This window comes from Aurantibacter crassamenti, from assembly GCF_016811105.1.
GTDB lineage: Bacteria > Bacteroidota > Bacteroidia > Flavobacteriales > Flavobacteriaceae > Aurantibacter_A > Aurantibacter_A crassamenti.
Window position 1 is genome coordinate 2,308,112 of sequence record NZ_JAFBGM010000001.1, and the last position, 25,441, is coordinate 2,333,552.

The following is a 25,441-nucleotide window of genomic DNA, read 5'->3' on the forward strand; positions in this document are numbered from 1 at the left end:
ATAAAGCGTTTTAACGTAATTTTTTCGTTAACTGCACAATACTTATCAGTAATTCATATAATCATTATTCATACTTTTTATAGACGTATCTACTTACAAAGGTTGCGGTGAATAATAATCGCTTTGCTGATTAATATATACATCTTAAATTTATGCTGTTGGATCAGGGGTCATTCGTAAATAAGGTTTTATTTCTTCAACACCTTTTGTAAACATTTTTTTAGCATCTTCTGTTGCTATTGCTGGGCTAACCACCACGTCTTCTCCATTTTTCCAGTTTGCAGGAGTAGCTACTTTATGGTTCGCCGTTAATTGTAATGAATCAACAACTCGCAATAATTCATAAAAGTTTCTACCTGTAGAAGCAGGGTATGTCAACATAAGTTTTACAGTCTTGTCAGGTGCAATGATGAAAACCGAACGTACTGTTAAGTTATTATCAGCATTAGGATGAATCATATCATAAAGCGTTGCAATTTTCTTGTCTTCATCTGCTAGAATCGGAAAATTAACTGTTGTATTCTGCACTTCATTTATATCTTTAATCCACTCTTTATGTGAAGCAGCTCCATCAACACTTAACGCAAGCATTTTTACGTTTCGTTTATCAAATTCACCTTTAAACTTTGCTGCAGTACCTAATTCGGTGGTACATACCGGAGTGAAATCTGCAGGGTGAGAAAAAAGTATTCCCCAGCCATCACCTAAATAATCATAAAGATTTATTGTACCGTCTGAACTATCAGTAGTAAAATCAGGGGCTATATCGCCCAATCGTAATATTGCCATTGTGTATCGTTTAAATTAAACATTAAATAACTCTATAAAGTTAGTAGATTATATAGTAGTATACAGTTCAACAGGGTTAAAAATGTATTAAAGTTTCCTATTTTTATGCTATGGATAAAAATGATTTAGAAAAACTTAAATACCCTATTGGTACATTTAAATTACAGGATAATTTAACTGATGCCTTTGTGGATTCTTGCATTACAGAATTAGCTGAATACCCTAAGAAGTTAGCTGAATTGGTAGAAGGTTTGACAGAAGATCAATTGAACACACCGTATAGACCAGAAGGGTGGACGGTACGACAACTTGTACACCACATTGCCGATAGTCATCATCACAGTTATACACGTTTTAAATGGGCACTGACAGAAAATAAAGCGGTGATAAAAGCCTATGAAGAAAAAGAGTGGAGTAAACTTATTGATGCAAATACAGCACCAATTCAATTGTCATTAACTTATTTAAGTGCGTTGCACGCTAAAATTGTTTATTTGTTGCGGAGTTTATCTAGTGTTGAAATGCAGTATTGTTATACGCATCCAGAAAATAATACTGAAGTAACCGTACAAGAGAATATTTGCAAATATGCTTGGCATGGCAGGCATCATTATTCTCACATAGAAAATCTAATTAAAAGAGAAGGTTGGTATTGATTTTATGCGCCGATTAAATTTCATTTTCGCCACCTTCAGGGCCATAAAAGATTACCCAAGTTGAGAAGTCTTCTGTGAAATTTTCAAATCGGTGTTCTAGTCCGGCTTTTACAAATAAGAAATCACCAGTTTTAAAAGAGCTGCGTTTACCGTCATTAAAAAAGGTGCCACTTCCTGAAATAATAATGTAGACCTCATCACGAGTATGTGGTTTTTGAAGGTCCACTTTTTCAGGTTGGTAAACTTCAACTGATAGGCTACCATGTTCAAAAACATTTAAAAACTTAGAATCGAGTGTAGCTAACTTCTTTAATGCCTCTTCTTTGTCAATTTTCATGAATTAGTTTTCCATTTTATATTGCAACCAATACTTGGTTTTTGATTGGATATTATACTACCGTCATTTAGAAGAGATTCCATCGCATTTCGTAAATCCGCGCCTGTTAGCGGTTTTCCATTTCCAGGTCTTGAATCATCCAATTGACCGCGATACACCAATTTTAAATTTTCATCAAACAAATAAAAATCAGGAGTACATGCGGCATCATAGGCCTTTGCAACTTCTTGTGTTTCATCATATAAATATGGAAAAGAATAAAACTGTTTTTGAGCAACCTCTTTCATTAGATGTGGCGCATCTTGTGGGTAATTTTCAACATCATTACTTGATATAGCAATAAAGCCAATTCCTTTGTCTTTATATAGTTCGCCTAATTTTGCTATTTCAGGGTTTACATGGATCACAAAAGGACAATGATTACAAATGAATAGTATTACCGTTCCTTTTTTGCCTTTAATATCTTGAAGGCTTAAGCGCTTATCGCTCACCGTATCAAGTAAATTGAAATCAGGAGCAGTAGTACCTAAGGGTAACATATTACTTGGTGTTCTAGACATTGTTTATTTTTTTAAATTTTGTATTCGTAAAAAGAAAGTTCGTAAGACATAAACTTTTTTAGGAATAGAATAAAAGTAAAGCGAATTGCTTGATTTTAAAAACTATACATAAATCAATTTCAAAACCTATAAGGGCAAGAAAACAAAATGCGAGAAATTTGTATTTACAATGACGCTTTACATTTGTGCTAGAATAATGGTTTGGTAAGAAAATCTTATCTTTCGTTTTAGAATTAATGAAGACGATAAGCGTTGACAGCCTTGAAAGCGTTTTCACCAAAATTGAAGACACTTTTTGACGAATACGCTTTTAGATACTGTTCATATTAATTTTAATTCCGAAAATATTTGGCTGTTAAACTGTGCTTTGGCTTTGGTGATGTTTGGCATTGCGCTTGAAATTTCTCCCAGTGATTTTAAAACTTTAGTTAAAAGTCCACGTCCTGTATTTACAGGAATAATTAGTCAATTTATTTTACTTCCGGCAGTTACTTTTTTAATAGTTTATTTTGTTGCACCCACACCAAGTATTGCTCTTGGTATGTTTATGGTTGCGGCTTGCCCTGGTGGAAATATTTCTAATTTTATTACACATTTAGCAAAAGGAAACACTGCACTTTCTATAAGTCTTACCGCTGTTGCAACTTTGCTTGCCATTGTAATGACACCATTAAACTTGCAGTTTTGGGGTGGTTTGTATGAACCTACTGCAACTGTTTTAAAAGAAATTTCAGTTTCACCATTTGAAATGTTCAAATTAGTTTCGCTGCTACTCGGTATTCCGCTTATTGTTGGGATGCTTGTAAATCAGTATCAAAAAGCGCTGGCTAAAAAGCTGGCGAAAGTGCTTAAAATTACTTCAGTAATTATTTTTATTGTTTTAGTGCTGCTCGCATTTTATAGTAACCTTGATATTTTTACGGAGTACATATTTTATGTTTTCTGGATTGTGCTTTTACACAATTTGGTGGCATTTTTAACGGGCTTTTCATTCGCTAAAATAATGGGTCTGTCAAATGTGAATACAAGAACGATAACCATTGAAACAGGAATTCAGAATTCAGGTTTGGGATTGTTATTGATTTTTACTTTTTTTGAAGGCCTAGGGGGTATGGCACTTTTGGCAGCTTTTTGGGGAATTTGGCATTTAATTTCCGGACTAATACTTGCCGCTATTTGGGGGTATAAACCAATTAAAAAAGAAACATTAGCTTGAAGAATATTATTTATAAACTTTTGAAGTTTTGGATACGTACTAGTTTACATCTTTATTATGGAAAGATAAAATTAAAAGGCCTTGAAAATGTACCCATTGATAAGCCAGTGCTGTTTTTACCCAACCACCAAAATGCACTATTAGATCCGTTATTGATAGCGGTTGATTGCAATAGAAAACCTTATTTTCTCACACGGTCTGATGTTTTTAAAACATCTATTTTCAAATCACTTTTTGAGGTGGTGAGAATGATTCCTATTTATAGAATTAGAGATGGTAGAGATTCATTAAAGTATAACGATGCAGTTTTTGAAAAGTGCGCAAAACTTCTAGTTCATAATGAATCGCTTTTGATGTTTCCGGAGGCAAATCATAATCTTCAAAGACGCGTTCGGCCATTAAGTAAAGGGTTTACACGTATTTTGTTTAGAGCATTAGAATTACAAGCAGATTTAGATATTCAATTGGTACCCGTAGGTTTAAATTATTTAAAAGGTGAAGGTTTCCCAGATAAGGTGGCTATATATTTTGGAAAACCTATTGCATTACAAGATGTTTTAATTGAAAAAAATGAGCGAGAATCTATTGAGAATATAAAACAAAATGTATCTCAGGCGCTACAAAGTTTGACCACCCATATTGCAGAAGATAATTATGAAGAAACTATAGAAAAACTTTCAGCTAATAATGCCGATTTTCTCAATCCTATTCAGACAAATAAATTGAATAGTAATCTTAATAGTGCACAAGGAAGTAAACAATTTAGTGGCGGAAAAAGTCTATTTGGAAAGTTGCTATTTCCATTATTTGTATTGGTAAATTTGCCTGTTATTTTGCTGTGGAAATTGTGGCTAAAACCGAAAGTATGGGAGCCGGAATTTACGGCTACTTTGCGCTTCGCACTATCTTTAATAGTCTTCCCAATTTATTATTTATTGCTTTTTGCAGTACTAAGTTTTAGCTTCGGAATCGAAGTTTCATTATCAGCTGTTCTTGCCTTATTTGTTTTTAATTGGGCCTATGTGAAATTGAGCTAATTGATTTTGAAAATAGTAGGTAAGTGAAAATAAACTTCTGTCAGTAGCTATAAAGATTAGCATAAAACTGAAATGAAAAACGACCCAATTGGGTCGTTTAATTCTGTACTGTAAATGACTTAAATTTTAAATGTCATCAAAGCTTACATCGGTAAAGCTCTCTGTGTTTTGTGCTTCTGTGTTTTCAACAGCACTTACATTTTCACTGACATCTTCTTTTTTGAAATCTCTATTATGTCGTTCTGAAATTACTTCAGTACCTTTTTCATTGATAATAAAATCCATCATTTCTTCAACATTATCTCTAAAGGCTGTGAAGTCTTCTTTATACAGATAAATTTTATGTTTTTTATAATGGAATGTCCCATCATCATGGGTGAATTTTTTACTTTCCGTTATTGTAAGATAATAATCGCCAGCTTTCGTACTTCTAACATCAAAGAAATAGGTTCGTCGTCCGGCGCGTAAAACTTTAGAATGAATCTCTTCCTGATCCAACATGTCTTTCTCGCTCATTTTAAATGGTATATAGTGTTTGTACTACCAAAAATGGAAAAAAAATGTCGATAAGGCAACAATTTATTAGTTTTCTTTATCGGAAAGTTGGGTAAGGTACAGCTCTTTGTAGTACCCTTCTGACACGTTTAAATCTTCATGCGTACCTTCTTGTAAAAGTTTTCCGTCATCGAGTATTAAAACCTTATCTGCATTTTTTGCCGAAGACACTCTATGGCTTACTATCAGGGTAGTTCTGTTGCTTGAAGCTTTTTCTAAATTACTTAATATCTCTTCTTCAGTTTCGGTATCAACTGCAGAAAGACAATCGTCAAATAAATATATTTCCGGATTTTTCAGTAATGCTCTTGCAATTGAAACCCGTTGTTTTTGACCACCGCTTAAAGTAATACCGCGTTCACCTAAAACTGTTTCATATTGTTTGGTAAAGCCCATAATATTTTCATGAACTACTGCATTTTTAGCAACTTTTATAACCTCTTCTTCAGTGGCATTTTCTTTACCAAATTTGATATTCTCTTTAATACTATCAGAAAACAAAAAAGCATCTTGTGGTACAGCACCAATTGATTGACGTAAACTCTTTAAGTTTAATTCTTTTATCGGAATATCATCAACTAGAATTTCGCCCTCAGTAACATCATATAATCTTGCAATAAGATCTAGAATTGTAGATTTACCTGATCCTGTTTTGCCGAGAATAGCAACGGTGTCGCCTTTTTTAATGGTAAAAGAAATATTTTTTAGAGCCGTAATATTGGTGTCGTCATACGTAAAAGAAACATTTCTAAATTCTATTTTGCCGTTGATGGTATTTTCTTCAGCAACTTCATTTAAGATTTTTGGTTCTTCTTTTAAAAATTCATTAATTCTTTTTTGAGAAGCTTCTGCACGTTGCACTATTGATGTTAACCATCCTACAATAGCAACAGGCCAAGTAAGCATATTTACATAAAGAATAAATTCTGCAATAAGTCCAATGCCAATTTCACCGGCGATGTATTGCAATCCTCCTATATAAATAACAAAAAGATTACTCACACCTATTAAAAGCACCATTAACGGAAAAAACCAAGCATTTACTTTAGCCAGGTTCATACTTTTATCTTTTCCTTCATTCGCAAGTGAGATAACCTCTTCATGCGTTTGCGGCTCTAAACCGTAGGCTTTAATAACAGAAATACCAGAAAAAGATTCTTGGGTAAACGTTGAAAGTGTAGAAAGAAACTCTTGTACTTTGGTACTTCTTTTATGAATAATCTTACTGATTTTATAAATCAAAAACGAAAGAATAGGAAAAGGCAATACGGTATAAAGCGCGAGGGTAGGGGCCTTAATGAACATTAGTGGAATAAGACATCCGAATAAAGTAAGCGCATTAATGCCATACATCACAGCTGGGCCAGCGTACAAGCGAACTTGACCGACATCTTCACTAATCCGGTTCATCAAATCACCAGTTCTGTTCTTTTTGTAGAAATCAAGGTTTAAGAACTGATAATGATCAAAAATCTCATTTTTAAGATCGTATTCTATATATCGTGAAACATTAATAATCGTCTGACGCATTAAAAAGGTGAAAATACCTGATAAGATCGCTGTACCAATAATTATTAAAATATACTGAGTTAATAAATCGGTTGCCTCTTCTTTGCCAATACTTTTGGCTACTAGGTTGTCTATAACCTTAAAAGCCTTGTTTACATATGAAGGCAAAACCAATGAAAAAATTCTAGCAATGATAGTAATAATGATGCCTACCAATAGCTTGAACCAGTATTTTCGAAAGTATTTGTTTAGATGTTTGAGTTCTTTCATTTGTTGGTACTAAATCTGAAAGATCAGATTTTAGGGGGCAAATATACTAGTTTGGGGTGTAAACCTATGTTATTAAAAGTATAAGATCCACGAATATATAGTAGTAAGATAGAATTAGATTCCTATTTTTGCCAAGAATTAATACCAAATCACAAAAGTTCTTTTAAATGCTTACAAGAAGACATATAAGGGTCAAGGTTATGCAATGTATCTACGCCTTGATACAATCAAAAGATGATTCCCTTGAGAAACAGCAAAAATTTCTCAGAACTAGTATAGAGAATATGTACAATCTATACTTATTGCTGTTAAGTCTATTAGCTGAAATTCAGCAAATGACAGATAATCAGGTAAAGCTCTCAAATAAGAGTTATTTAGAGAATACCAAAGACAACTACCCAAACAAAAATAAATTCGTAAATAACAGATTGTTACAGCAAATTGCCGGTAATAAATCACTGCAAGGCGAGTTAGAAAATCGAAAATTAAAGAACTGGTATCTTAATGAAGAATATGTAAAGTTGCTTTATAAAGAGATTGTTGAAAGCGATACCTATGCAAGTTACATGCGTTCGCCAAAAGATTCATACGATGTTGATCGTAATGTAATTTTAGAACTCTACAAGAATGTAATTGCGCCTAACGAAAAGATTTATGATTATTTTGAGGATGATAAACTTACCTGGGTTGATGATATTCCGATTGTAAATACATTTATCGTAAAGCAATTAAAAAAGGCAAAAGAAGATCAATTAGAGTCTTTCTTTTTACCACCCCTTTTAAAGGATGATGCAGATATGGATTTTGCGCTCAAACTTTTAACCAAAACACTTTTAACAGATGCTGAATTGGAAAAAGAGATTGAAGGCAAAACTCCGAATTGGGACAAAGACAGAATTGCAGAAATTGATTCCATTCTTTTAAAAATGGCAATATGCGAATTGTTGAATTTTTCTTCGATACCCGAAAAAGTAACCATCAATGAATTTTTAGAAATAGCCAAAGAATATTCAACACCAAAGAGTAGCATTTTTATAAATGGTATTCTAGATAAATTGGTAAAAGAATATAAGGTAGATGGCAAACTAAAAAAGATGGGCAGAGGCCTTTTATAAAATATTTCTGTAATTTTACGTTTTATATGTAAATCGTATGATTTTATATAACTAAATAATTAACAGTCAAAAAAGTAGAGTGATGAAAAGAGTATTTCTAGTATTTGGTTTAATAGGAGCTTTGACTTTCGTTTCTTGTAAAGAAAACAATGCCACAGCGAAAATCAACACTGAAAATGTAGCTGATGCTGCAGAACGTGATCAAGCAGCAAAACAAGTTCCGGTAATGGAGTTTGAAAAAGCTGAACATGATTTTGGAACCATTAATCAAAATGATCCGCAAGAAACAGCATTTGTTTTCAAGAACACAGGTAATGCACCATTAATAATTACAGATGCTACAAGTAGCTGTGGTTGTACAGTGCCAAATCCACCAAAAGATCCTATTGCACCCGGTGAAACAGGAGAATTAGTGGTGAAGTTTAATGGATCTGGTCAAAACCAAGTCACTAAAACAATTACGGTTAAAGCGAACACAGAAAAAGGCTCAGAGTTATTGAGAATTAAGGCTTTTGTTACGCCTAAAGGTGCTGCACCAACAGGACCAACAGCAAACTAATATTAACAAACACGAGAACACTATATTATGGAGAATTTAGGGCAGTTTTTGCCGATGATTCTAATTTTTGCCGTTGCATATTTTTTTATGATACGACCGCAAATGAAGCGTCAAAAAGATGAAAAAAAGTTTGCAGCAGAATTAAAACGTGGGGATCGCGTCATTACTAAAAGTGGCCTTCATGGCAAAGTTTTAGAATTGAACGATAAAGATTTTTCATGCATTTTAGAAACTATGGCAGGTAAATTAAAATTTGATCGTTCGGCAATTTCACTAGAAATGAGCAAGAAATTAAATGTATCGCCAGTAGAGAAAAAATAAATAGACTTTAGTTTTATGTATAGAAGCGTCAACCATTGGTTGACGCTTTTTTTATGCTTAAAATTCTTATCTTCAATGAGAATTTTAGCAGATTGAAAATATTGATATCAATTCAATTCTGAATACAAAACTACAAGTAGATGAATCACAATAGAAGAAATTTTTTAAAGAAAAGTTCACTGGCTCTAGCAGGCAGCGGAGCTGCATTTATGTTTCCGATGGAATTATTGGCAAGCATGCGTAAAAGAGTAAGTGCCAATGATAAAATTCAAGTTGGCTTAATCGGTTGTAAAGGCATGGGCTTTTCAGATCTAACTTCAATGCTAAAAATTAGTGAAGTAGAAGTTGTTGCCCTTTGTGATGTTGATAAAAATGTACTTGAAGCGCGAACTGCAGACTTAGAAAAAGCAGGTGTCAAAAAACCAAAATGGTATAAAGATTACCGTTTGCTTTTAGAAGATAAAGATGTTGATGTAGTCATCATTGGCACACCGGATCATTGGCATTGTCTAATGCTAACAGATGCGTTACAAGCTGGTAAAGATGCCTATTGTGAAAAACCGATTGCCAATTCAGTGCAAGAGGCAGATATCATGTTGAATTATGTAGGGTCAAGCGATCGCATGGTTCAAATAGGGCAGTGGCAACGCAGTCAACCTCATTTTGTAGACGCTATAGAATATGTGCATTCAGGTAAATTGGGTAATATTCGTTTGGCCAAAGCTTGGGCTTATCAAGGTTGGATGAAACCCGTACCGATAGTTGCTGATTCTGCAGTGCCCGAAGGTGTTGATTATGACATGTGGTTGGGGCCAGCACCGCAAAGAGCTTTTAATGCAAATCGTTTTCATTTTAATTTCAGATGGTTTTGGGATTATGCGGGCGGATTAATGACTGATTGGGGTGTACACCTAATTGATTATGCGCTGTATGGAATGAAAGCAGGCAGACCAAAATCAGTAATGGCCTTGGGAGGTAAATTTGCCTACCCTGATGATGCCTCTGAAACACCAGATACCTTACAAACCGTTTTTGAATACGATGACTTTTCTATTTTATGGGAACATGCTACGGGTATTGATGGCGGTAATTATGGCCGAGATCACGGTATTTCATTTATAGGAAACAATGGTACTTTAGTTGTTGATCGTAGTGGTTGGGAAGTAATACCAGAAGGCCAATTTAATGGATGGGGTAAAGAAAAAACGCCAAAAATGGAAGCGATTTTAAAAGACAAAGGCAACGCGAGCGGACTTGATTTACACACCATTAATTTTATTGAGGCTGTAAAGTCTAGAGACGCTTCTAAGCTCAATGCACCCATAAAAGTAGGTTATGATGCTGCCTTAGTTTCACACATGGGTAACGTAGCCTATAAAACAGGAAATCGTATTTATTGGGATACCGAAGCCAACCAATTTAAAGAAGAGGAAGCCAATAAATTTTTAAAAGCAAATTATCAAAATGGTTATAAGTTGCCGATGCTATAATTGTTTGTAAATAGCTAACGAGGTACGTTTAGCGAATTGTTATCTACAAGTTGGAGAAATTTAAAGAATATATTAACCCTTTTGACAAAATGATTCCTGAGGAATGGGATATCATTAAAACTATGGCCGAACTTAAAGTCTTGAAAAAAGAAGACTCTTTAATTCAACAAAATGCTTTTTTTGAGAAAGAGGTTTTTATAGAGAAGGGAATAATCAGAGCCTATATAATTGATGATGACGGAAACGAAAAAAGCATTGCCTTTTATGAGGAAGGAAAGTTTATGAGTACATCTACGCTTCGAACTTTAAATGGTAGATCTCTGCATTACTACCAAGCAATGTGCAAAACCGAACTCATCTTATTTAATTCAAATGAATTAAAATCTTTTTTTTCTAACAACAATTTCCTGTCTGAAATTGGAAAAACAATAAAAGAGGGTGAGATTAAAAGACAAAACAATAGGGATAACTGTCTTTTACAAGTAAAAGGAAGAGATAAGTATTTAAACTTCATAAAACATTACCCCAACATAGAATTACACATATCGCAAAAACATATTGCATCTTATTTAGGAATTACGCCCATTTCATTGAGTAGAATTAAGTCTAATCTCAGAAAAATGTAAGTGATAACAATTGATAACAGAAAAAGAAGATTGAGAATCTAGTTTTGTGTATTAACTCACATAATCGATTTTCAATGAAAAAAATACTTCACGTTCTTTACAAAAAAGGACAATACAAAATTGCGTTTCCTATAATCATTTTAGGGTTTGTTTTACAAGCCATTTTAATTCTTAAATACCTACCCGAATTCCTAAGTTATTCGAACGGTGTAAAAAATCCAGACCAATTATTCTCTTATAATTTTGAATACCTAAGCAATCTGTATCAACAACTAGGTGAAGAAGGAAGAGCTTTTTATTCCGAAATGCTGGGTGTTGATTTTTTGTATACAACAATTTCTGGCATTGGCTATTGTTTACTGCTTGCTGCTTTAGTAAAAAAAGTGAAATGGTATATTATTCTGCCTTTGTTTTTGGCTATTTCAGATGTTTTTGAAAATATTTCTCAGCTTTTGTTAATGTCCCTTTTTCCAAAAATCAGTACATCTGAAGTTTCGATAGCCAGTATTTTTACGTCTACTAAAATGACGCTTAGTATTATTTGTGTCGTTTTAATTTTATTCTTTATAGTGAAAAACGTCTTTAATTGGATTAAAACAAGAAGTGATTATGAAAAATAAAAACTTTAAGACAGGTTGGCTCGTTGAAAATAAGCTTGCAGCTCTAACTCATTTTCATTCAAATATTTCACTAGAAGATATTCAAGGTGTATTGCAGGAAACCACTCAAATGATTTCAAATCTAAAAGAGCCTTTTAATATCATAATTGATAATCGATTAGCACCTATTGATAGAATATTCTCTTTGAGAGAATTTCAAAGTAGTTCTTCTCTTTTAAATCATTCACTATTAAACTATTTAATAGTTATAAAACCACTTCACTTGACTTTAAATGAAAGACAAAAAGAATTGGAAATTTCAAACGGAGTCAAATTAATAAATACAGATTCTGTAAAAAGTGCTATTAAAATAGTCAAAGGAGTAGAAAAGGATATTCAATCAGAGAAAATTGATCTGACCTTTTTTCCTGATTTCTAATTTGAACGGAAAAGAAAAACCTGTAGATAACATAATGTATAAGTAATAGCTCCTTTCTGCTATCCGAAAGGTCAGTGCATTTTAGTATCTTTCGTCTAAATAGTTTCTATGGTGGGTTTTATACGCTACTACTCATACATGGGACGTTGTAAGTAATTTGAAAAAAGTAAAATTTCACATATTATTATTAGGACTATTTCTTATCTTCTGTAAAAAAGTTGAAAAGAAACCTATCCGCATATCCAATGAATTTAAGATTGAATTTTTGAATGAAATTCTCTCGGACACAATGGATTTAAAAATAATCGAATCCAAAAGTCAATTAATTTCTAATTATAGTTATATGGTTCCACCTTTTCTGCCAATTGACCCAACCAATTCAAGAAAAACTATAAGCCTAACAAGATATATTGCCGATTCTCTGAAAGTGATGGACACAATGTTTATTAAAAACCAATTTATTGACAACAAAAAATTGAATCTAAATAGACTGTCTGATTACGGATATAAAATATTTGACTATAAAACCATTGTAGAAAATAAAGTCCCAGAGGATTCTATTTGGAAATTAGTAGATAGTCTAAACAAAGGGACTGAAAATTACAGTTTCTTAAAAATCAGTAAACCAGTTTTTAATGAAAATAAAAGCTTAGCATATATCCGATTGGAGCAAGGGAGCGGAGGAGATTCCTATATTTTGGAGAAAGTTGATGGAAAATGGACTAAAAAGTATCATCTAGCAATGTGGGTGGAATAAAAACTACTTACAACAAAACCTATAAACAATACGGGCTTCGGGCTTAATCGAAAGGTTTGCGTATTTTTATGAAGTCCGCAAAATCTTTTGGATTTTGCTCTGGACAAGAAAAAATAAATCAAAACAAAAAGATTTTGCTATGTGCATAGCGGAAAGCAAACGCTAGTTTGCTCCCGTACTGTTCATAGCTAAACCGTTGTAGGTAATTATCAAAAATGAAAATTGAATATAGAAATATAAGCCCGAATGAAACTGAAGCTATAAATCAAATTTCTGATTGGTATTTAAGCGAGTGGAAAATCTCAAAAATAAAAACAACAAAAAGTCTGACTGAAAGTACAAATCAAAATGTTATTTTTCAGACTATAATGACTGATGAAAAAAAACTTATAGGTACTGGTGGACTTTATCATAAAGTTGGAATCCAAAGCCGAATTAAAAAATATGAAAATTATTCCCCTTGGATTGCTTTGATGTTTACTGAACCTAAAATAAGAGGAAAAGGTCTCGGCAGTAAATTATTAGATGAAATTGAATTAGAAGCTAAAAAGAAAGGATTTGAGAAGATTTATCTATTTACTCATACTGCAGAATCACTATATATAAGAAAAGGATGGAATGAAATTGACAGATATCAAATAGAAGGGAAAAACATTGTGATTATGGATAAAGAAATATAAAACTACCTACAACATTGGCTATAATTAATACGGGTTTTGGTTCTTAACCCAAAGTCTAGTGCTTTAAACCAAGTCCGCCAAATCTTTTGGATTTGGCTTTTAAAATAAAAAAGATAAAAACAAAACAAAAAGCTTTGGCTACATGTGCAGGCGGAAACGAAAAGTTTCCTTGCCTCCGCACTACGTTTAGCTTAGGCATTAGGTACAATTAAAAAAAAATGAAGCACTCACATTTAATAATAGTCTTTTTAATAATTTTCTGTGGGTGCAAGTCATCTGAAAAACTCGTAGAAAAGAAGGAAACTAAACAAGATTTAATAAATTTTCTATTCCAAGATTATATCGGGGAGAAGCCAAGCGCGAGTTTCATTGTCGTAAAAGATGGCAAAATAAGAGATTGTCAAAGTTTTGGATATGCTGATTTAGAAAATAAAATCCTTGCCAATTGTGAAACGAATTATAGACTTGCCTCGGTTACAAAGCAGTTTACCGCAATGGGAATTTTAGTTTTAATAAATCAAGGAAAGTTAAGTTATGACACTAGGTTAACCGAAGTACTTCCTGAATTCCCGGAATATGGGAAAGAAATTACGATTAAAAATTTAATGTCGCACAGGTCAGGTTTACAAGATTATTCCAAACTATACCCAAAAGATGCCGAAAAGCAACTTGTAGATAAAGAGGTGCTCAACCTTCTAATTAAACAGGATAGCCTCTTATTTCCAGCGAATTCCAACTTCAAATACAGTAATTCAGGCTATGCTGTTTTGGCAATGATAATAGAACGGGTTTCGGGCAAATCCTTTAAAGAATTTATGGATAAGGAGATTTTTGAAAAAACAGGTATGGCTAATAGTACCGTTTACTTAAAAGACTTACAGATTAAAAATCGTGCATATGGGTATAAATTCAATGACACGATATATGAAAATAAAGACCAAAATATATGGTCAGCCATCCAAGGCGATGGCGGAATTTATTCGTCTGTAAATGATTATGTGCATTGGGATAGTAGTTTATATGATGAAACACTTGTGAAAACAGATTTAAGAAACGATGCTTTTTCAAATTGGGATGAAAATGGTAAAACTGATGGAAAGGGCTATGGTTTCGGGTGGCAGATTGATATAAAAAATAATAGAAAATATTTAATGCACGGTGGCAGCACTACAGGATTTCTAAATTATTCTTTAAGGATTCCTTCAGAGAAAATTGCAGTAGTAATTTATACAAATACCACAGATTATGGTGGACTAGGACGCAAAGCGCATTTTTTAGCAAGCTATTATTCTGATGGTAAACTTCCTATTCCAGCTGATGTATTACTTGAAAAAGACATTGAAGAGAATGGAATAGAAAACAGTACGAATAAATTTAATCAACTAAAATCTAACACTACAAAATATGATATTGTAGAAAATGATTTGGTCTCTTTGGGTTTTAGGTATATGAAAAAAGAATCCGAAAAAGCACTAAAAATATTTGAATTGGTTAAAACAGAATTTCCAAATTATTTAGGAGGGTATTTTGGATTAGCACAATACTATAAAGCGAAAGAAAATAACGAGAAGGCAGTTAATTATTTCACAAAAGTAATAGAGGTCGCAACAAGCGAAAATCAACGTCAGATTGATTATTCAAAGAAAATGATAAAACAATTGAGCGAATAAAACTGTGCCTAACAATGGCTATAGCAAATAGGGCATAAAGTGCTAAATTTATTGGCTTGGAGTTATTTGCTAGGCCGCCAAATCTTTTGGATTTGGTTTTTAAATAGAAAAAAATAAAACAAAAAGATTTCGCTAAGTGCGTTGGGGAAAGCAAACACTGGTTCGCTCCCGTACTATTAATAGCTAAACCGTTGTGGTTAATTTAAGAAAGATGAGGCATTCCTATTCCAGTTTCAACAAAACGCTTTAAACTTTGAGTTACAAATCTTTCCCAAGCCGGAAAACAAATTTCATAACAGTTTAACTCAGGAACTAATCCATTATGTGCGAAATTTAGAATTGTTTCCTTTTGACCTTTTTCTTCCAAAACCCATTCAACAAGAGTTCCTTCCCACTCTTTTTCAATTCCATCATAACCATTGTGAATATGTTTAGCCTCAATACATTTCCATACAATTTTTCTATTAGGTTCAAATTCGGAGATTTTAAACTTCCAATAAGTACTATCAAAACTTGTAGTGAATTCATCACCAACTGAAGAAACTGAATTATCTGTATTTCCCCACCATTTTTGGACGTGTTGTGAAATAGCATTGAATACTTCTTGTATAGTTCCATTAATCGAAACCATTGTTGTGTATGACATAATTTAATTTTAAACTATTAATAGTGCTTGCGAATTACAAGTGCAAATATATAAAAGTACTTTTATTTTGCAAGTACATTTTTATATATTTGCTTATGAAACAGATTGAAAGAAGGTCGGACTGTCCAATTAGCTTATCGCTTGACATTTTTGGAGACAAATGGACTTTACTAATTTTAAGAGATTTTATTTTCTTTAACAACAGACACTTTAACGAGTTAGTAACAGTTGAAAAAATATCTACAAATATTCTTGCTGACCGATTAAATCGACTACTTGAAAATGATATTGTAAAAAAAGAAATTGATAGGAATAATAAATCTTCATATCTGTATTCGTTAACAGAAAAAGGAATTGATTTAATTCCGATAGTTATTGAAATTTATAAATGGGGAGCAAACAATATTGACGAAAATAATGCTAATAGTGAATTTAAAAATGAAGTGAATTCTAATTTTAGTAAAGTGACATCGGAAATAGTTGAACGAATAAAAACTACCCACAATAACGTATATAAAACATAGTTAATTCAGGCTTTTCCAAAGGTTTTTACTTATTTACGAAGTCAACTAAATTTTTATTTTTAAATATTAGAAATTAAAAGATAAATAGAAAAATAAAAATTGGGCTCGTGTCTAATCCGAAAAGTTAGTGTCTTTTTACACGCTACGTATCATACACAAATCCGTTAGCCAACATAACAAGCAACCAACTAAAATCATAGAAAAAAATCAAAATCAATATAAAAATTTGGAAACTCATATACCGTAGAGTATATTAGCGAAATGATAAGGTCAGAAAAAACAAGACAATTAATAATTGAAAAAACAGCTTCTATATTCAATAAAAAGGGATATACAGGAACGTATTTGTCCGATTTAACCAATGCTACTGGATTGACAAAGGGTAGTATTTATGGCAATTTCAAAGATAAAAACGAAGTCGCTTTAGAAGCTTTTAAATTCAATTATAAATTTCAGACTCGTCAAATAATTGACAAAATAGAGAAAGAAGATAATTCAGTAAATAAATTAATTGCATTTCTAAATCATTATAAAACATCATTTAAACCAATTTTTAAGAATGGAGGTTGTGCAATCTTAAATACTGCTGTTGATACTGATGATGGCAATGAATTATTAAAAAAAGAAGTTGTAAAAACAATTCATAATTGGCACAAAACAATTGTTGCAATTTTAATTGAAGGAGTGAATAAAAACGAACTCAAAGAAATAGACATCGAGCTATTTTCGTATCGAATGATTGCTATAATTGAGGGTAGCATTTTATTGGCAAAAACATTGAATAAACCAGAGATTTTATTAAATAACATAGAACATCTAGAAACAGAAATTTTACAATTAAAACAGAAGTAAAAAAATTTAATCATTCATATACCGTAAGGTATATGGTACAGATATATAAATATGAAAAGAGTAGTAATAACAGGACTAGGAGCAATTACACCTATTGGAAAAAATGTAAAACAGTATTGGGAAAATCTATTGAAAGGAATTTCAGGTGCAAATAAAATAACACGTTTTGATGCAAGCAATTTCAAAACTCAATTCGCTTGTGAAATAAAAGACTATGATGCTTTAGATTATTTTGACCGTAAGGAAGCTAGAAAACTTGATAGGTTTAGTCAATATGGACTAATCTCGGCAGAAGAAGCAATCAAAGATGCTAATCTCGATTTTTCAAAATTAGACACTAACAGAATTGGTGTAATTTTTTCGAGTGGAATTGGTGGCTTTGAAACTTTTGAAAAAGAAATAATTGATTATACAAATGGGAATTTCAACCCTCGTTTTAATCCGTTTTTTATTCCAAAAATAATATCCAATGGTTTGTCTGGTATAATTTCAATTAACCACGGACTCAGAGGTGTAAATTATTGCCCTGTTACAGCTTGTGCTTCATCAACACAAAGCATTATTCAATCCTTTAATTATATCAGGTTAGGAAAAGCAGATGTTATTATCGCTGGTGGTTCAGAAGCACCAATAACAGAATCATCAATTGGAGGATTTAACGCTATGAAAGCAATGTCCACCAACAATGAAAATTTCAGTTCCGCTTCAAAACCATTCGACACAAACAGAGATGGTTTTGTCGTTGGAGAAGGTGCAGGGGCTTTAATTATAGAAAGTCTTGATACGGCATTGAAAAGAAATGCGAAAATTTATGCAGAAATTGTTGGGGGTGGAGAAAGTTCAGACGCTTATCATATAACTGGAACACATCCCGAAGGGCTTGGAGCATATTTAGCAATGCAAAACGGAATAAAAGAAGCAGAAATCACACCAAATGAAATTGATTATATAAATGCACACGCAACGTCAACTGGTTTAGGAGATTTATCTGAAATTAAGGCAATCGAAAGACTGTTTAAATCAAGTATTGAAAAAGTACAAATTAGTGCGTCTAAATCTATGACTGGACATTTATTAGGCGGAACTGGTGCCATAGAAGCAATATCGACTTGTCTATCCGTGAAAACAGATTTGATACCACCAACAATCAATACAACAAAAATTGATGAAAATATTCCCATGGAATTAAACCTGTCTTTAGGAGAAACGTCTTCGAAAAAAGTTAATTATGCTTTAAGTAATAGTTTTGGATTTGGAGGACATTGTTCGGCAATGATAATCAAAAAATACGTTGGCTAACAATGTATGTAAAAAATAGGGCAAGTCATTGCTAACACTATGGTTTGGGCATTTTTAGAAAGTCGCCAAATTTTTAATTTGTATTTTAGACAACAGTAATTTTAAAATAAAATTAAAAATATAGCTTCGTGCTAAACCGAAAGTTAGATGCTTACCAAACGCCCAATTTTTCTTATACTGAACGTTGGCAAACATTTTGACAAAACTAATCAACAGAATAACCACCATTAATGAAAATTAAATCATTTAGAATATCAATAGTAGCTTTATTTATATTACTTCTATCTTGTAATTCTAAGGTTAAAGAGAATCTCAGCCTTGAAAGTCAATTAAATGAGTTGATTGAAAACTTCGACGGCGAAGCTCATTTATACGCTGAAAATATTACAACTGGCCAGATCATAGATATTGATGCAAGTAGTATTCATAATGCTGCAAGCGAAGCAAAAATTTACATTTTACTTACTTATGCCGAACAAGTTATTAGTGGCACTTTAGACCCAACAAGCCTAATAACACTAACAGAAGAAGACAAAGTTTTAGGTTCAGGTGTGTTACGTTTTGAATATTCAGGTAATCAAGTTTCACTATCGTTTGTTGCATACTTAATGATGTCTATTTCTGATAATGTTGCAACCAATATATTATTAAGGGAAGTTGGAGGAATAGCATCGGTTGACAAATTTTTGAAAAAAGTAGGTATTAATGATACCAAAGTAAAAGGAGAAGTTTTTAAAGGAGATTGGATTTCGACTTCAGCAAAGTCATTAGCAACTGCAGCTCAAATATTAGCTCGACCAGAAAAATATGGTTATTCAAAAAAAGCTGCAGATTTATGCAAAAGCATTATGTTAAAACATTATGAAGATAATGGATTGGCGCGGCACCTGCCTTGGAGTCCATTTGTAGAAGAGGTGACAACTATGGAAGCATTCGAAAAATACAAACCAATTTACGCTGGAATTGAATTGTATGGCAAAGCAGGATATACACCAGGTTATCGAGGAGATGTTGCTTATATAAAAACATCTAAAAGTGAATATGTTATCGGACTAAAATGTACAAACGTAGATGATTCAAAACCACTTAATTCAACAAATGCAGGATTTGAATTTTCAGCAGAAATTGGTGAACTACTTTATAATAATTGGGGCAAATAATAAAGTAGATTAAAAAAACGAATGAAAAACAATGGCTGTAAGTACTTGCAATTTTTTTTCGGTTTGTAGTTGCCAATTTTTAGGTTGTGACATAAAAGCATTCACAAGTCTAAAAAATCACCGATACCGGTCGTTCAAACCTTTACCAGCCTCCAACATAGGAATAATTTTTTCAAGCCGAGACAGCTTTGTTTTTTCCTGTTTTGCCTGCGCTATATATTCGGTGTATTCCTTTTGCTTATATGGCGTTAACGATTTAAAATTTTTATTTGCCACAGTATTTTTTACAAGTGCATCTTTAAGTAATTTGGGGATGATAATCTTTGCTTTCTTCTTTTTCACTGGCGCTAATACCAAGCCTTTTTTTTGATTTTCTATTGATTCTTTAATATAATTGAGAACAGCTATTTCATCAATTTCTTCTACAGATTTAAAATGCCAGTGGCGCATTGCCTTTGTTCCTTTTTGGACGTTAATTAAAACTTTCTTGGGGTCTGATAGAAACACTCCATTGAAAAAACCAATACCAAAATGATTTTTGAATCGAGCAATCCAGAAAACATTTTTACCATCTATACCATAAACTGGAGCTTGCCATTTAAAAAATTCTTCAGCATTCGCTTTAAGAGCTATTTCTCTTAAAATTTGAATGCCTTTGGCAAACTGATGTTCTTGGTTGTAATAGGCTTCAACTTTTTCTGAATAATCCATCACATAACATTTTATTCTTTTGATTTCAGCGCAGTAAATTCACAAATTCTAACAATAACTTCAGTGGCTTTTACCATACTATGTACGGGTACATATTCAAATTTACCATGAAAATTATGGCCCCCTGCAAAAATATTAGGGCAAGGTAATCCCATATAACTCAATTGAGATCCATCAGTTCCGCCGCGTATGGGTTTAATAATTGGGGTAACACCAACAGCTTCCATAGCTTCTTTTGCAATATCAACAATATGCAAAACAGGTTCTATCTTTTCGCGCATATTGTAGTATTGGTCGTTCATTTCTAGTGTAATACAATTGTTGTGAATTGCATTTAAATTATCAGTAATGACCTGTAGTAATTGTTTTCGTTCTTCAAACTTTTCTTTATCGTGATCTCTAATAATCAACTGAAATTCAGCGTTTTCAATTTCACCTTTTAGCGAATGCACATGAAAAAAGCCTTCTCGGCCTGTAGTATGCTGAGGTGTTTCTTCAGGTGGAAGAATAGACATGAATTCATTGGCAATACTAATGGCATTAACCATTTTACCTTTAGCATAGCCAGGGTGCACACTTCTACCTTCAATAATGATTTTTGCACCTGCGGCATTAAAGTTTTCATATTCGAGTTCGCCAATTTGGCTTCCATCCATAGTATAGGCCCATTCCGCTCCAAATTTTTCAACATCAAATTTATGGGCGCCACGGCCAATTTCTTCATCAGGCGTAAATCCAATTCTAATTTTACCGTGTTTTACTTCAGGATTTTTCACCAAGTAGCTCATTGCAGTAATTATTTCGGTAATTCCTGCTTTATCATCGGCCCCCAAAAGGGTAGTGCCATCAGTTGTTATTAAAGTTTGTCCTTTGTATTGAAGCAAATCCTCAAAATAATCCGGAGAAAGAATAATATTCTTTTCGGCATTAAGAACAATGTCTTTTCCGTCATAATTCTCAATTATTTGTGGATTTACATCTTTTCCAGTAAAATCTGGAGAGGTATCAAAATGAGAAATAAATCCGATGGTAGGCACCTCATAGTCTACATTACTCGGCAAAGTGGCCATAATGTAGGCGTTGTTGTCAATAGTCACATCTGAAAGGCCTATTTCTTGTAAATCAAAAACAAGTTCTTCGGCGATATGCCATTGTTTTTCGGTACTTGGGGTGGTTTTTGAATTGGGGTTGCTTTGCGAGTCAATCATTGCATATCGCAAAAAGCGGTCAATAATCTGCTTCATTAATATAATTTTTTAGTAAAAATACTGTTTATTAGTAAGTTGTATAACCTACTAAGCCCAAATCTGTATGGTTTATTTCAAGCATTTAAAAGTTTTTGTTATTTTTTTATTCGTCATCGGTTATGGTCAAGCGCAAACCGTTGATTGTACCTTAGATATTGGTGGAAAAACTGCAGAATCTGTTACTGTTATTTTTCAATTGAATGAAGAGCAGAAACAGTTGATGGAAGAGTTACGAGCAAAATATTCAATAACCTACAAGGGAATTGAAGACGAAATGATAAAGCTTTTAGCAGAACATCCGCAAAGCACGCCAGAAGAACTATTGACTTTAGCAGAAAAATACAAAGCTTTACAAGACAAAGTAGTACTTGAATCTTGGTCTATTGATGAAAAATTATTAGCGACTTTTAATCAACGACAATATGATTTTTACCTTTCATTATGTCATGAAGCGTACAGAAGACCAATTGAGGTGACCCCAGTTATTTATGATGGACCTCTAGAAGAAAAAAAATAGTTCATTTTAATCTACTTTCTATCCAAATTTGAACGGTAATAGTTTGTATTTTTGCCAGTATATTACAGCAAAATATGTACAAATCACTTGTTCGCCCATTACTTTTTCTATTAGATCCAGAACGGGTACACCACATTTCATTTAATCTAATTAAGTTTTCATCATCTATAGGTTTTGGTAGCATATTTAGATCGCTTTATGCTATTTCTGACAAACGCTTAGAACGTGAAGTATTCGGATTAAAATTTAAAAACCCTGTTGGTTTAGCAGCAGGATTTGATAAAAATGCGGTTTTGTATAATGAACTTGCAAATTTCGGTTTTGGCTTTGTAGAGATTGGCACCTTAACGCCAAAAGCGCAGCCTGGCAATCCCAAACAAAGGCTTTTTCGATTAAAGGCAGACCAAGCTATTATAAATAGAATGGGTTTCAACAATGAGGGAGTTCTTGAGGCGGTTGAGAAGCTTAAGAAGAAACATAAAGTATTAATAGGTGGTAACATTGGTAAGAACAAGGTTACACCTAATGAGGAAGCAACAAAAGACTACTTAATTTGTTTTGATGCGTTATTTGACCATGTTGATTATTTTGTAGTTAACGTGAGTTCACCAAATACACCTGGTTTGCGGGCTTTACAAGACAAAGAACCACTTACGGCTTTGTTGAAAGAATTAAAAATTGCCAACACAAAACGTGGTGATAAAAATAACGACAACGGAAAACCTATTCTTTTAAAAATTGCGCCAGATCTTACTGATGATCAACTGTTAGATATTATTGATATCGTTAATGAAACTAAGATTGATGGCGTAATTGCTACCAATACTACTATTTCACGCGAAGGGTTACAATCTGATTTAATTTATACCGAAGAAAAAGGAGGTTTGAGTGGAAAACCTTTGACGAAAAGAAGTACTGAGGTAATTCGTTTTTTATCAGAAAAAAGTAATAAGTCTTTCCCGATTATTGGGGTAGGAGGCATACATTCTGCTGAAGATGCGCTCGAAAAATTAGAGGCAGGTGCGGTGCTTATTCAATTATGGACAGGCTTTGTTTATGAGGGGCCGGCTTTAATTAAAAAAATCAATAAAGCAATACTTGAAAAAAGTTAGCGGCAGTAAAACTTAATTTACCACCGCGAAATTTTTAATTTGATTTACTCCAGTAATCAAAAACAGTTACATCTTCTAAATGTGGGCCTAAAATGGCACCAAAAGCCTTATGTTCAGGGTGTGGTAGATAGATGTCACGATCAGCTTCAGAATTGAAAGTCAGTAAAAACCCATGTGTTAATCCTTTGTTTAAGCCTTCCGGACTATTATTTATTCCCCATTCATACCCTACTATTTGAGGTATTTTTGAAGGCAATGCAGAAAAAGCATCAACCACCTTTTTTATGTTTTCAGCTGAAGTGTCGTCTTTGAATTTAAAAAGCACAACGTGTCTTAATACACTATCTTGAGTTTTTGCAGTTTCCATAATTACTGTTTTTTCAGCTTTTTCAGCTTCCTTAGTTGTAAATCCGCATGCTAATATGCCGAGCATCATAACAAGCGATAATCCGTATTTTTTCATTTGTTTTTATTTTACTCGAAAGATAAAGAAAAATAGAAACCCAAAAAGATATTTGTAATTTTCGATCGGATAACTACCTCTTAATGAATTTTGAAATTTTAGTTGGTTTTATGATGGCTACTGCTGTTTTAGCAATTTCGCCCGGCCCTGATAATATTTATGTATTAATGCAGAGCATTGTCAACGGTAAAAAATACGGGTTAGCTACAGTGGCAGGTCTTATATCAGGTTGTTTGGTGCACACAACATTATTGGCATTTGGTGTATCCGCAATAATAAAACAGCATGATTCATTATTTTTCATCATCAAATTATTCGGTGCTTGTTATCTGTTCTATTTGGCGTATCAAGTTTATAAGAATAGTGATGCAATAGATTTAAATGACAAAAGTGTTCCTGAAAAAAGTCTATTTCAATTGTTTAAACAAGGTTTTTTTATGAACGTTCTAAATCCTAAAGTTGCCATATTCTTTTTGGCGTTTTTTCCAGGATTTTTGTTTAGTGATACTTTAAGTACTGCGATACAGTTCTATGTTTTAGGGTTGCTTTTTATGTTTGTATCGGCTATACTATTTTGTTTGATTGCAATTTTGGCATCAGCAATTGCTGAGTATGTAAAAAGAAATTCAAAAACAGGATACATCTTAAAATGGATGCAGATATACGTATTTATTGCGATTGGCGTTTACATATTGTTATCAGATAAATAGTGCTAATTTTGTTCAATAGGCCAATTCATATTCACCGTTTATTTGATTCATAAGTATTACATATTCACACACCAAATTTTAATTTTTGGTATTCATTCTAACAAGTAGTTGTAATAATTTACAAGATACAAATGTCGCAAAAAGTCAAAATCATAGAATGCCCAAGAGATGCAATGCAAGGCATTAAGACTTTTATTCCAACAGATGCGAAAGTTGTGTACTTGCAGTCATTGCTAAAATGTGGTTTTGATACAATAGATATTGGCAGTTTTGTATCGCCAAAAGCAATTCCGCAAATGGTAGATACAGCAGAAGTACTTTCAAAACTCGACTTTTCTGAAACCAATAGTAAGTTTTCTGTAATTGTTGCAAATGTGAGAGGAGCGCAAGATGCCGTTGTTCATGAGCAAGTTGATTATTTAGGATTTCCATTTTCAATCTCTGAGAATTTTCAGATGCGAAATACACATAAGACAATTGCGCAATCGGTTAAAACTTTAGATGAGATTTTGAACATTGCAGATGCCGCAAACAAAAAGGTAATAACCTATATTTCTATGGGATTTGGAAACCCTTACGGTGACCCGTGGAATGTTGATGTTGTTGGTGAATGGACGGAGAAACTTGCTGCAATGGGCGTAAAAATATTGTCATTGTCAGATACCATTGGCTCATCAACACCAGAGAATATAGAATATCTTTTTTCGAATCTAATTCCTAAATATCCTGATGTAGAATTTGGAGCGCATTTACATACGACCCCAACAAAATGGATGGAAAAAGTTGATGCTGCCTATACTTCAGGTTGTCGAAGATTTGATGGAGCTATTCAAGGTTTTGGTGGTTGCCCAATGGCAAAAGATGAATTAACAGGTAATATGCCTACAGAAAATATGCTTTCCTATTTTACTACTAATAAAGTAGATTCTGGTGTAAATTGGATGGTTTTTGAAGCAGCTTTTAATAAAGCTACTGAGCTTTTTTCTACCTACCATGACTAAGTAAATACTACTTT

30 protein-coding genes are annotated in these 25,441 nt (G+C 33.0%); 21 read left to right on the forward strand and 9 right to left on the reverse strand.

What is annotated here, in order from left to right; all coding sequences use genetic code 11:
• Nucleotides 1-150: 150 nt before the first annotated feature.
• Nucleotides 151-789, reverse strand: a complete 639-nt coding sequence (locus JQC67_RS09490; protein ID WP_203252573.1) for a peroxiredoxin — start codon at nucleotides 787-789, stop codon at nucleotides 151-153.
• Nucleotides 790-899: 110 nt separating this feature from the next.
• Between JQC67_RS09490 and JQC67_RS09495 the strand changes: the two genes are divergently transcribed.
• Nucleotides 900-1,445, forward strand: a complete 546-nt coding sequence (locus JQC67_RS09495) for a YfiT family bacillithiol transferase (RefSeq protein ID WP_203252574.1) — start codon at nucleotides 900-902, stop codon at nucleotides 1,443-1,445.
• A 13-nt stretch (nucleotides 1,446-1,458) separates the two neighbouring features.
• Here the strand turns inward: JQC67_RS09495 and JQC67_RS09500 are convergent, their stop codons facing one another.
• Both JQC67_RS09500 and JQC67_RS09505 read right to left on the reverse strand, forming a co-directional pair.
• Nucleotides 1,459-1,782, reverse strand: a complete 324-nt coding sequence (locus JQC67_RS09500) for a cupin domain-containing protein (protein WP_203252575.1) — start codon at nucleotides 1,780-1,782, stop codon at nucleotides 1,459-1,461.
• Nucleotides 1,779-2,342, reverse strand: coding sequence for a thioredoxin family protein (locus JQC67_RS09505; RefSeq protein ID WP_203252576.1), 564 nt, complete (start codon nucleotides 2,340-2,342; stop codon nucleotides 1,779-1,781). Before JQC67_RS09505 ends, JQC67_RS09500 begins: the two co-directional genes overlap by 4 nt.
• Nucleotides 2,343-2,637: 295 nt before the next feature.
• Here JQC67_RS09505 and JQC67_RS09510 point away from each other — a divergent pair, with 295 nt between their 5' ends.
• Both JQC67_RS09510 and JQC67_RS09515 read left to right on the forward strand, forming a co-directional pair.
• Nucleotides 2,638-3,558 (forward strand): bile acid:sodium symporter family protein, encoded by a 921-nt coding sequence (locus JQC67_RS09510; protein WP_238934554.1) that lies wholly within the window; start codon nucleotides 2,638-2,640, stop codon nucleotides 3,556-3,558.
• Nucleotides 3,555-4,595: a lysophospholipid acyltransferase family protein gene (locus JQC67_RS09515; RefSeq protein ID WP_203252577.1), complete on the forward strand. Its 1,041-nt coding sequence runs from the start codon at nucleotides 3,555-3,557 to the stop codon at nucleotides 4,593-4,595. The genes JQC67_RS09510 and JQC67_RS09515 overlap by 4 nt, the downstream gene beginning before the upstream one ends.
• A 126-nt stretch (nucleotides 4,596-4,721) precedes the next feature.
• Here JQC67_RS09515 and JQC67_RS09520 read toward each other — a convergent pair whose 3' ends face one another.
• On the reverse strand, nucleotides 4,722-5,111 hold the full coding sequence (locus JQC67_RS09520; protein ID WP_203252578.1) for a PUR family DNA/RNA-binding protein: 390 nt from the start codon (nucleotides 5,109-5,111) through the stop codon (nucleotides 4,722-4,724).
• A gap of 66 nt (nucleotides 5,112-5,177) precedes the next feature.
• On the reverse strand, nucleotides 5,178-6,929 hold the full coding sequence (locus JQC67_RS09525) for an ABC transporter ATP-binding protein (RefSeq protein WP_203252579.1): 1,752 nt from the start codon (nucleotides 6,927-6,929) through the stop codon (nucleotides 5,178-5,180).
• 167 nt (nucleotides 6,930-7,096) lie between these two features.
• Between JQC67_RS09525 and nusB the strand changes: the two genes are divergently transcribed.
• From nusB to JQC67_RS09575, 10 genes are all read left to right on the forward strand, one after another.
• Nucleotides 7,097-8,044, forward strand: coding sequence for a transcription antitermination factor NusB (gene nusB / locus JQC67_RS09530; RefSeq protein WP_203252580.1), 948 nt, complete (start codon nucleotides 7,097-7,099; stop codon nucleotides 8,042-8,044).
• A gap of 82 nt (nucleotides 8,045-8,126) precedes the next feature.
• Nucleotides 8,127-8,603, forward strand: a complete 477-nt coding sequence (locus JQC67_RS09535) for a DUF1573 domain-containing protein (RefSeq protein WP_203252581.1) — start codon at nucleotides 8,127-8,129, stop codon at nucleotides 8,601-8,603.
• 27 nt (nucleotides 8,604-8,630) lie between these two features.
• A complete protein-coding gene (gene yajC, locus JQC67_RS09540; protein WP_203252582.1) occupies nucleotides 8,631-8,924 on the forward strand; it encodes a preprotein translocase subunit YajC in 294 nt (97 codons plus the stop codon).
• Nucleotides 8,925-9,064: 140 nt separating this feature from the next.
• The gene (locus JQC67_RS09545) at nucleotides 9,065-10,414 is read left to right on the forward strand and encodes a Gfo/Idh/MocA family protein (RefSeq protein ID WP_203252583.1); all 1,350 of its coding nucleotides are present in this window, start codon (nucleotides 9,065-9,067) and stop codon (nucleotides 10,412-10,414) included.
• 50 nt (nucleotides 10,415-10,464) lie between these two features.
• Entirely contained in the window at nucleotides 10,465-11,040 is a 576-nt protein-coding gene (locus tag JQC67_RS09550) for a Crp/Fnr family transcriptional regulator (protein WP_203252584.1), read from the forward strand.
• A 74-nt stretch (nucleotides 11,041-11,114) separates the two neighbouring features.
• A complete protein-coding gene (locus tag JQC67_RS09555; RefSeq protein ID WP_203252585.1) occupies nucleotides 11,115-11,660 on the forward strand; it encodes a hypothetical protein in 546 nt (181 codons plus the stop codon).
• Entirely contained in the window at nucleotides 11,650-12,078 is a 429-nt protein-coding gene (locus JQC67_RS09560) for a hypothetical protein (RefSeq protein ID WP_048643041.1), read from the forward strand. The genes JQC67_RS09555 and JQC67_RS09560 overlap by 11 nt, the downstream gene beginning before the upstream one ends.
• Before the next feature lie 265 nt (nucleotides 12,079-12,343).
• The gene (locus JQC67_RS09565) at nucleotides 12,344-12,835 is read left to right on the forward strand and encodes a hypothetical protein (RefSeq protein ID WP_203252586.1); all 492 of its coding nucleotides are present in this window, start codon (nucleotides 12,344-12,346) and stop codon (nucleotides 12,833-12,835) included.
• Nucleotides 12,836-13,050: 215 nt separating this feature from the next.
• On the forward strand, nucleotides 13,051-13,515 hold the full coding sequence (locus tag JQC67_RS09570; RefSeq protein WP_203252587.1) for a GNAT family N-acetyltransferase: 465 nt from the start codon (nucleotides 13,051-13,053) through the stop codon (nucleotides 13,513-13,515).
• A 218-nt stretch (nucleotides 13,516-13,733) separates the two neighbouring features.
• A complete protein-coding gene (locus JQC67_RS09575) occupies nucleotides 13,734-15,185 on the forward strand; it encodes a serine hydrolase domain-containing protein (RefSeq protein WP_203252588.1) in 1,452 nt (483 codons plus the stop codon).
• 202 nt (nucleotides 15,186-15,387) lie between these two features.
• On the opposite strand, the gene JQC67_RS09580 is transcribed toward JQC67_RS09575, so the two are convergent.
• Nucleotides 15,388-15,831, reverse strand: a complete 444-nt coding sequence (locus JQC67_RS09580; protein ID WP_203252589.1) for an SRPBCC family protein — start codon at nucleotides 15,829-15,831, stop codon at nucleotides 15,388-15,390.
• 95 nt (nucleotides 15,832-15,926) lie between these two features.
• On the opposite strand from JQC67_RS09580, the gene JQC67_RS09585 reads away from it, so the two are divergent.
• The 4 genes from JQC67_RS09585 to JQC67_RS09600 all read left to right on the forward strand — a co-directional run bounded on the left by JQC67_RS09585 (nucleotide 15,927) and on the right by JQC67_RS09600 (nucleotide 19,666).
• Entirely contained in the window at nucleotides 15,927-16,355 is a 429-nt protein-coding gene (locus tag JQC67_RS09585) for a winged helix-turn-helix transcriptional regulator (RefSeq protein ID WP_203252590.1), read from the forward strand.
• A 261-nt stretch (nucleotides 16,356-16,616) separates the two neighbouring features.
• Nucleotides 16,617-17,207 (forward strand): TetR/AcrR family transcriptional regulator, encoded by a 591-nt coding sequence (locus tag JQC67_RS09590; protein WP_203252591.1) that lies wholly within the window; start codon nucleotides 16,617-16,619, stop codon nucleotides 17,205-17,207.
• A gap of 51 nt (nucleotides 17,208-17,258) precedes the next feature.
• Complete coding sequence (fabF, locus tag JQC67_RS09595) at nucleotides 17,259-18,506, forward strand: beta-ketoacyl-ACP synthase II (protein WP_203252592.1); 1,248 nt, start codon at nucleotides 17,259-17,261, stop codon at nucleotides 18,504-18,506.
• Between the two features lie 230 nt (nucleotides 18,507-18,736).
• Entirely contained in the window at nucleotides 18,737-19,666 is a 930-nt protein-coding gene (locus JQC67_RS09600; RefSeq protein WP_203252593.1) for a serine hydrolase, read from the forward strand.
• A 117-nt stretch (nucleotides 19,667-19,783) separates the two neighbouring features.
• Here the strand turns inward: JQC67_RS09600 and JQC67_RS09605 are convergent, their stop codons facing one another.
• Both JQC67_RS09605 and pepT read right to left on the reverse strand, forming a co-directional pair.
• Nucleotides 19,784-20,377, reverse strand: coding sequence for a YdeI/OmpD-associated family protein (locus tag JQC67_RS09605; protein WP_203252594.1), 594 nt, complete (start codon nucleotides 20,375-20,377; stop codon nucleotides 19,784-19,786).
• Nucleotides 20,378-20,388: 11 nt separating this feature from the next.
• On the reverse strand, nucleotides 20,389-21,621 hold the full coding sequence (gene pepT, locus JQC67_RS09610; protein WP_203252595.1) for a peptidase T: 1,233 nt from the start codon (nucleotides 21,619-21,621) through the stop codon (nucleotides 20,389-20,391).
• Nucleotides 21,622-21,688: 67 nt separating this feature from the next.
• Between pepT and JQC67_RS09615 the strand changes: the two genes are divergently transcribed.
• Both JQC67_RS09615 and JQC67_RS09620 read left to right on the forward strand, forming a co-directional pair.
• Nucleotides 21,689-22,141, forward strand: coding sequence for a hypothetical protein (locus tag JQC67_RS09615; RefSeq protein WP_203252596.1), 453 nt, complete (start codon nucleotides 21,689-21,691; stop codon nucleotides 22,139-22,141).
• Nucleotides 22,142-22,215: 74 nt separating this feature from the next.
• Nucleotides 22,216-23,253, forward strand: a complete 1,038-nt coding sequence (locus JQC67_RS09620) for a quinone-dependent dihydroorotate dehydrogenase (protein WP_203252597.1) — start codon at nucleotides 22,216-22,218, stop codon at nucleotides 23,251-23,253.
• Nucleotides 23,254-23,287: 34 nt separating this feature from the next.
• Here JQC67_RS09620 and JQC67_RS09625 read toward each other — a convergent pair whose 3' ends face one another.
• Nucleotides 23,288-23,716: a Dabb family protein gene (locus JQC67_RS09625; protein ID WP_203252598.1), complete on the reverse strand. Its 429-nt coding sequence runs from the start codon at nucleotides 23,714-23,716 to the stop codon at nucleotides 23,288-23,290.
• An 83-nt stretch (nucleotides 23,717-23,799) separates the two neighbouring features.
• On the opposite strand from JQC67_RS09625, the gene JQC67_RS09630 reads away from it, so the two are divergent.
• Complete coding sequence (locus JQC67_RS09630; RefSeq protein WP_203252599.1) at nucleotides 23,800-24,426, forward strand: LysE family translocator; 627 nt, start codon at nucleotides 23,800-23,802, stop codon at nucleotides 24,424-24,426.
• A gap of 131 nt (nucleotides 24,427-24,557) precedes the next feature.
• Nucleotides 24,558-25,427 carry a hydroxymethylglutaryl-CoA lyase gene (locus JQC67_RS09635; protein WP_203252600.1) on the forward strand — a complete coding sequence of 290 codons (870 nt, stop codon included), beginning with the start codon at nucleotides 24,558-24,560 and terminating at the stop codon, nucleotides 25,425-25,427.
• The last annotated feature ends 14 nt before the right edge of the window (nucleotides 25,428-25,441 follow it).

Coding starts and splice junctions, on each gene's coding strand:
- JQC67_RS09495 (WP_203252574.1), top strand. CDS start 900: ATGGATAAAAATGATTTAGAAAAACTTAAATACCCTATTGGTACATTT.
- JQC67_RS09580 (WP_203252589.1), bottom strand. CDS start 15,831: ATGTCATACACAACAATGGTTTCGATTAATGGAACTATACAAGAAGTA.
- JQC67_RS09490 (WP_203252573.1), bottom strand. CDS start 789: ATGGCAATATTACGATTGGGCGATATAGCCCCTGATTTTACTACTGAT.
- JQC67_RS09600 (WP_203252593.1), top strand. CDS start 18,737: ATGAAAATTAAATCATTTAGAATATCAATAGTAGCTTTATTTATATTA.
- JQC67_RS09575 (WP_203252588.1), top strand. CDS start 13,734: ATGAAGCACTCACATTTAATAATAGTCTTTTTAATAATTTTCTGTGGG.
- JQC67_RS09535 (WP_203252581.1), top strand. CDS start 8,127: ATGAAAAGAGTATTTCTAGTATTTGGTTTAATAGGAGCTTTGACTTTC.
- JQC67_RS09615 (WP_203252596.1), top strand. CDS start 21,689: ATGGTTTATTTCAAGCATTTAAAAGTTTTTGTTATTTTTTTATTCGTC.
- fabF (WP_203252592.1), top strand. CDS start 17,259: ATGAAAAGAGTAGTAATAACAGGACTAGGAGCAATTACACCTATTGGA.
- JQC67_RS09630 (WP_203252599.1), top strand. CDS start 23,800: ATGAATTTTGAAATTTTAGTTGGTTTTATGATGGCTACTGCTGTTTTA.
- yajC (WP_203252582.1), top strand. CDS start 8,631: ATGGAGAATTTAGGGCAGTTTTTGCCGATGATTCTAATTTTTGCCGTT.
- JQC67_RS09635 (WP_203252600.1), top strand. CDS start 24,558: ATGTCGCAAAAAGTCAAAATCATAGAATGCCCAAGAGATGCAATGCAA.
- pepT (WP_203252595.1), bottom strand. CDS start 21,621: ATGAAGCAGATTATTGACCGCTTTTTGCGATATGCAATGATTGACTCG.
- JQC67_RS09625 (WP_203252598.1), bottom strand. CDS start 23,716: ATGAAAAAATACGGATTATCGCTTGTTATGATGCTCGGCATATTAGCA.
- JQC67_RS09520 (WP_203252578.1), bottom strand. CDS start 5,111: ATGAGCGAGAAAGACATGTTGGATCAGGAAGAGATTCATTCTAAAGTT.
- JQC67_RS09620 (WP_203252597.1), top strand. CDS start 22,216: ATGTACAAATCACTTGTTCGCCCATTACTTTTTCTATTAGATCCAGAA.
- JQC67_RS09545 (WP_203252583.1), top strand. CDS start 9,065: ATGAATCACAATAGAAGAAATTTTTTAAAGAAAAGTTCACTGGCTCTA.
- JQC67_RS09555 (WP_203252585.1), top strand. CDS start 11,115: ATGAAAAAAATACTTCACGTTCTTTACAAAAAAGGACAATACAAAATT.
- JQC67_RS09560 (WP_048643041.1), top strand. CDS start 11,650: ATGAAAAATAAAAACTTTAAGACAGGTTGGCTCGTTGAAAATAAGCTT.
- JQC67_RS09605 (WP_203252594.1), bottom strand. CDS start 20,377: ATGGATTATTCAGAAAAAGTTGAAGCCTATTACAACCAAGAACATCAG.
- JQC67_RS09525 (WP_203252579.1), bottom strand. CDS start 6,929: ATGAAAGAACTCAAACATCTAAACAAATACTTTCGAAAATACTGGTTC.
- nusB (WP_203252580.1), top strand. CDS start 7,097: ATGCTTACAAGAAGACATATAAGGGTCAAGGTTATGCAATGTATCTAC.
- JQC67_RS09500 (WP_203252575.1), bottom strand. CDS start 1,782: ATGAAAATTGACAAAGAAGAGGCATTAAAGAAGTTAGCTACACTCGAT.
- JQC67_RS09590 (WP_203252591.1), top strand. CDS start 16,617: ATGATAAGGTCAGAAAAAACAAGACAATTAATAATTGAAAAAACAGCT.
- JQC67_RS09570 (WP_203252587.1), top strand. CDS start 13,051: ATGAAAATTGAATATAGAAATATAAGCCCGAATGAAACTGAAGCTATA.
- JQC67_RS09505 (WP_203252576.1), bottom strand. CDS start 2,342: ATGTCTAGAACACCAAGTAATATGTTACCCTTAGGTACTACTGCTCCT.
- JQC67_RS09585 (WP_203252590.1), top strand. CDS start 15,927: ATGAAACAGATTGAAAGAAGGTCGGACTGTCCAATTAGCTTATCGCTT.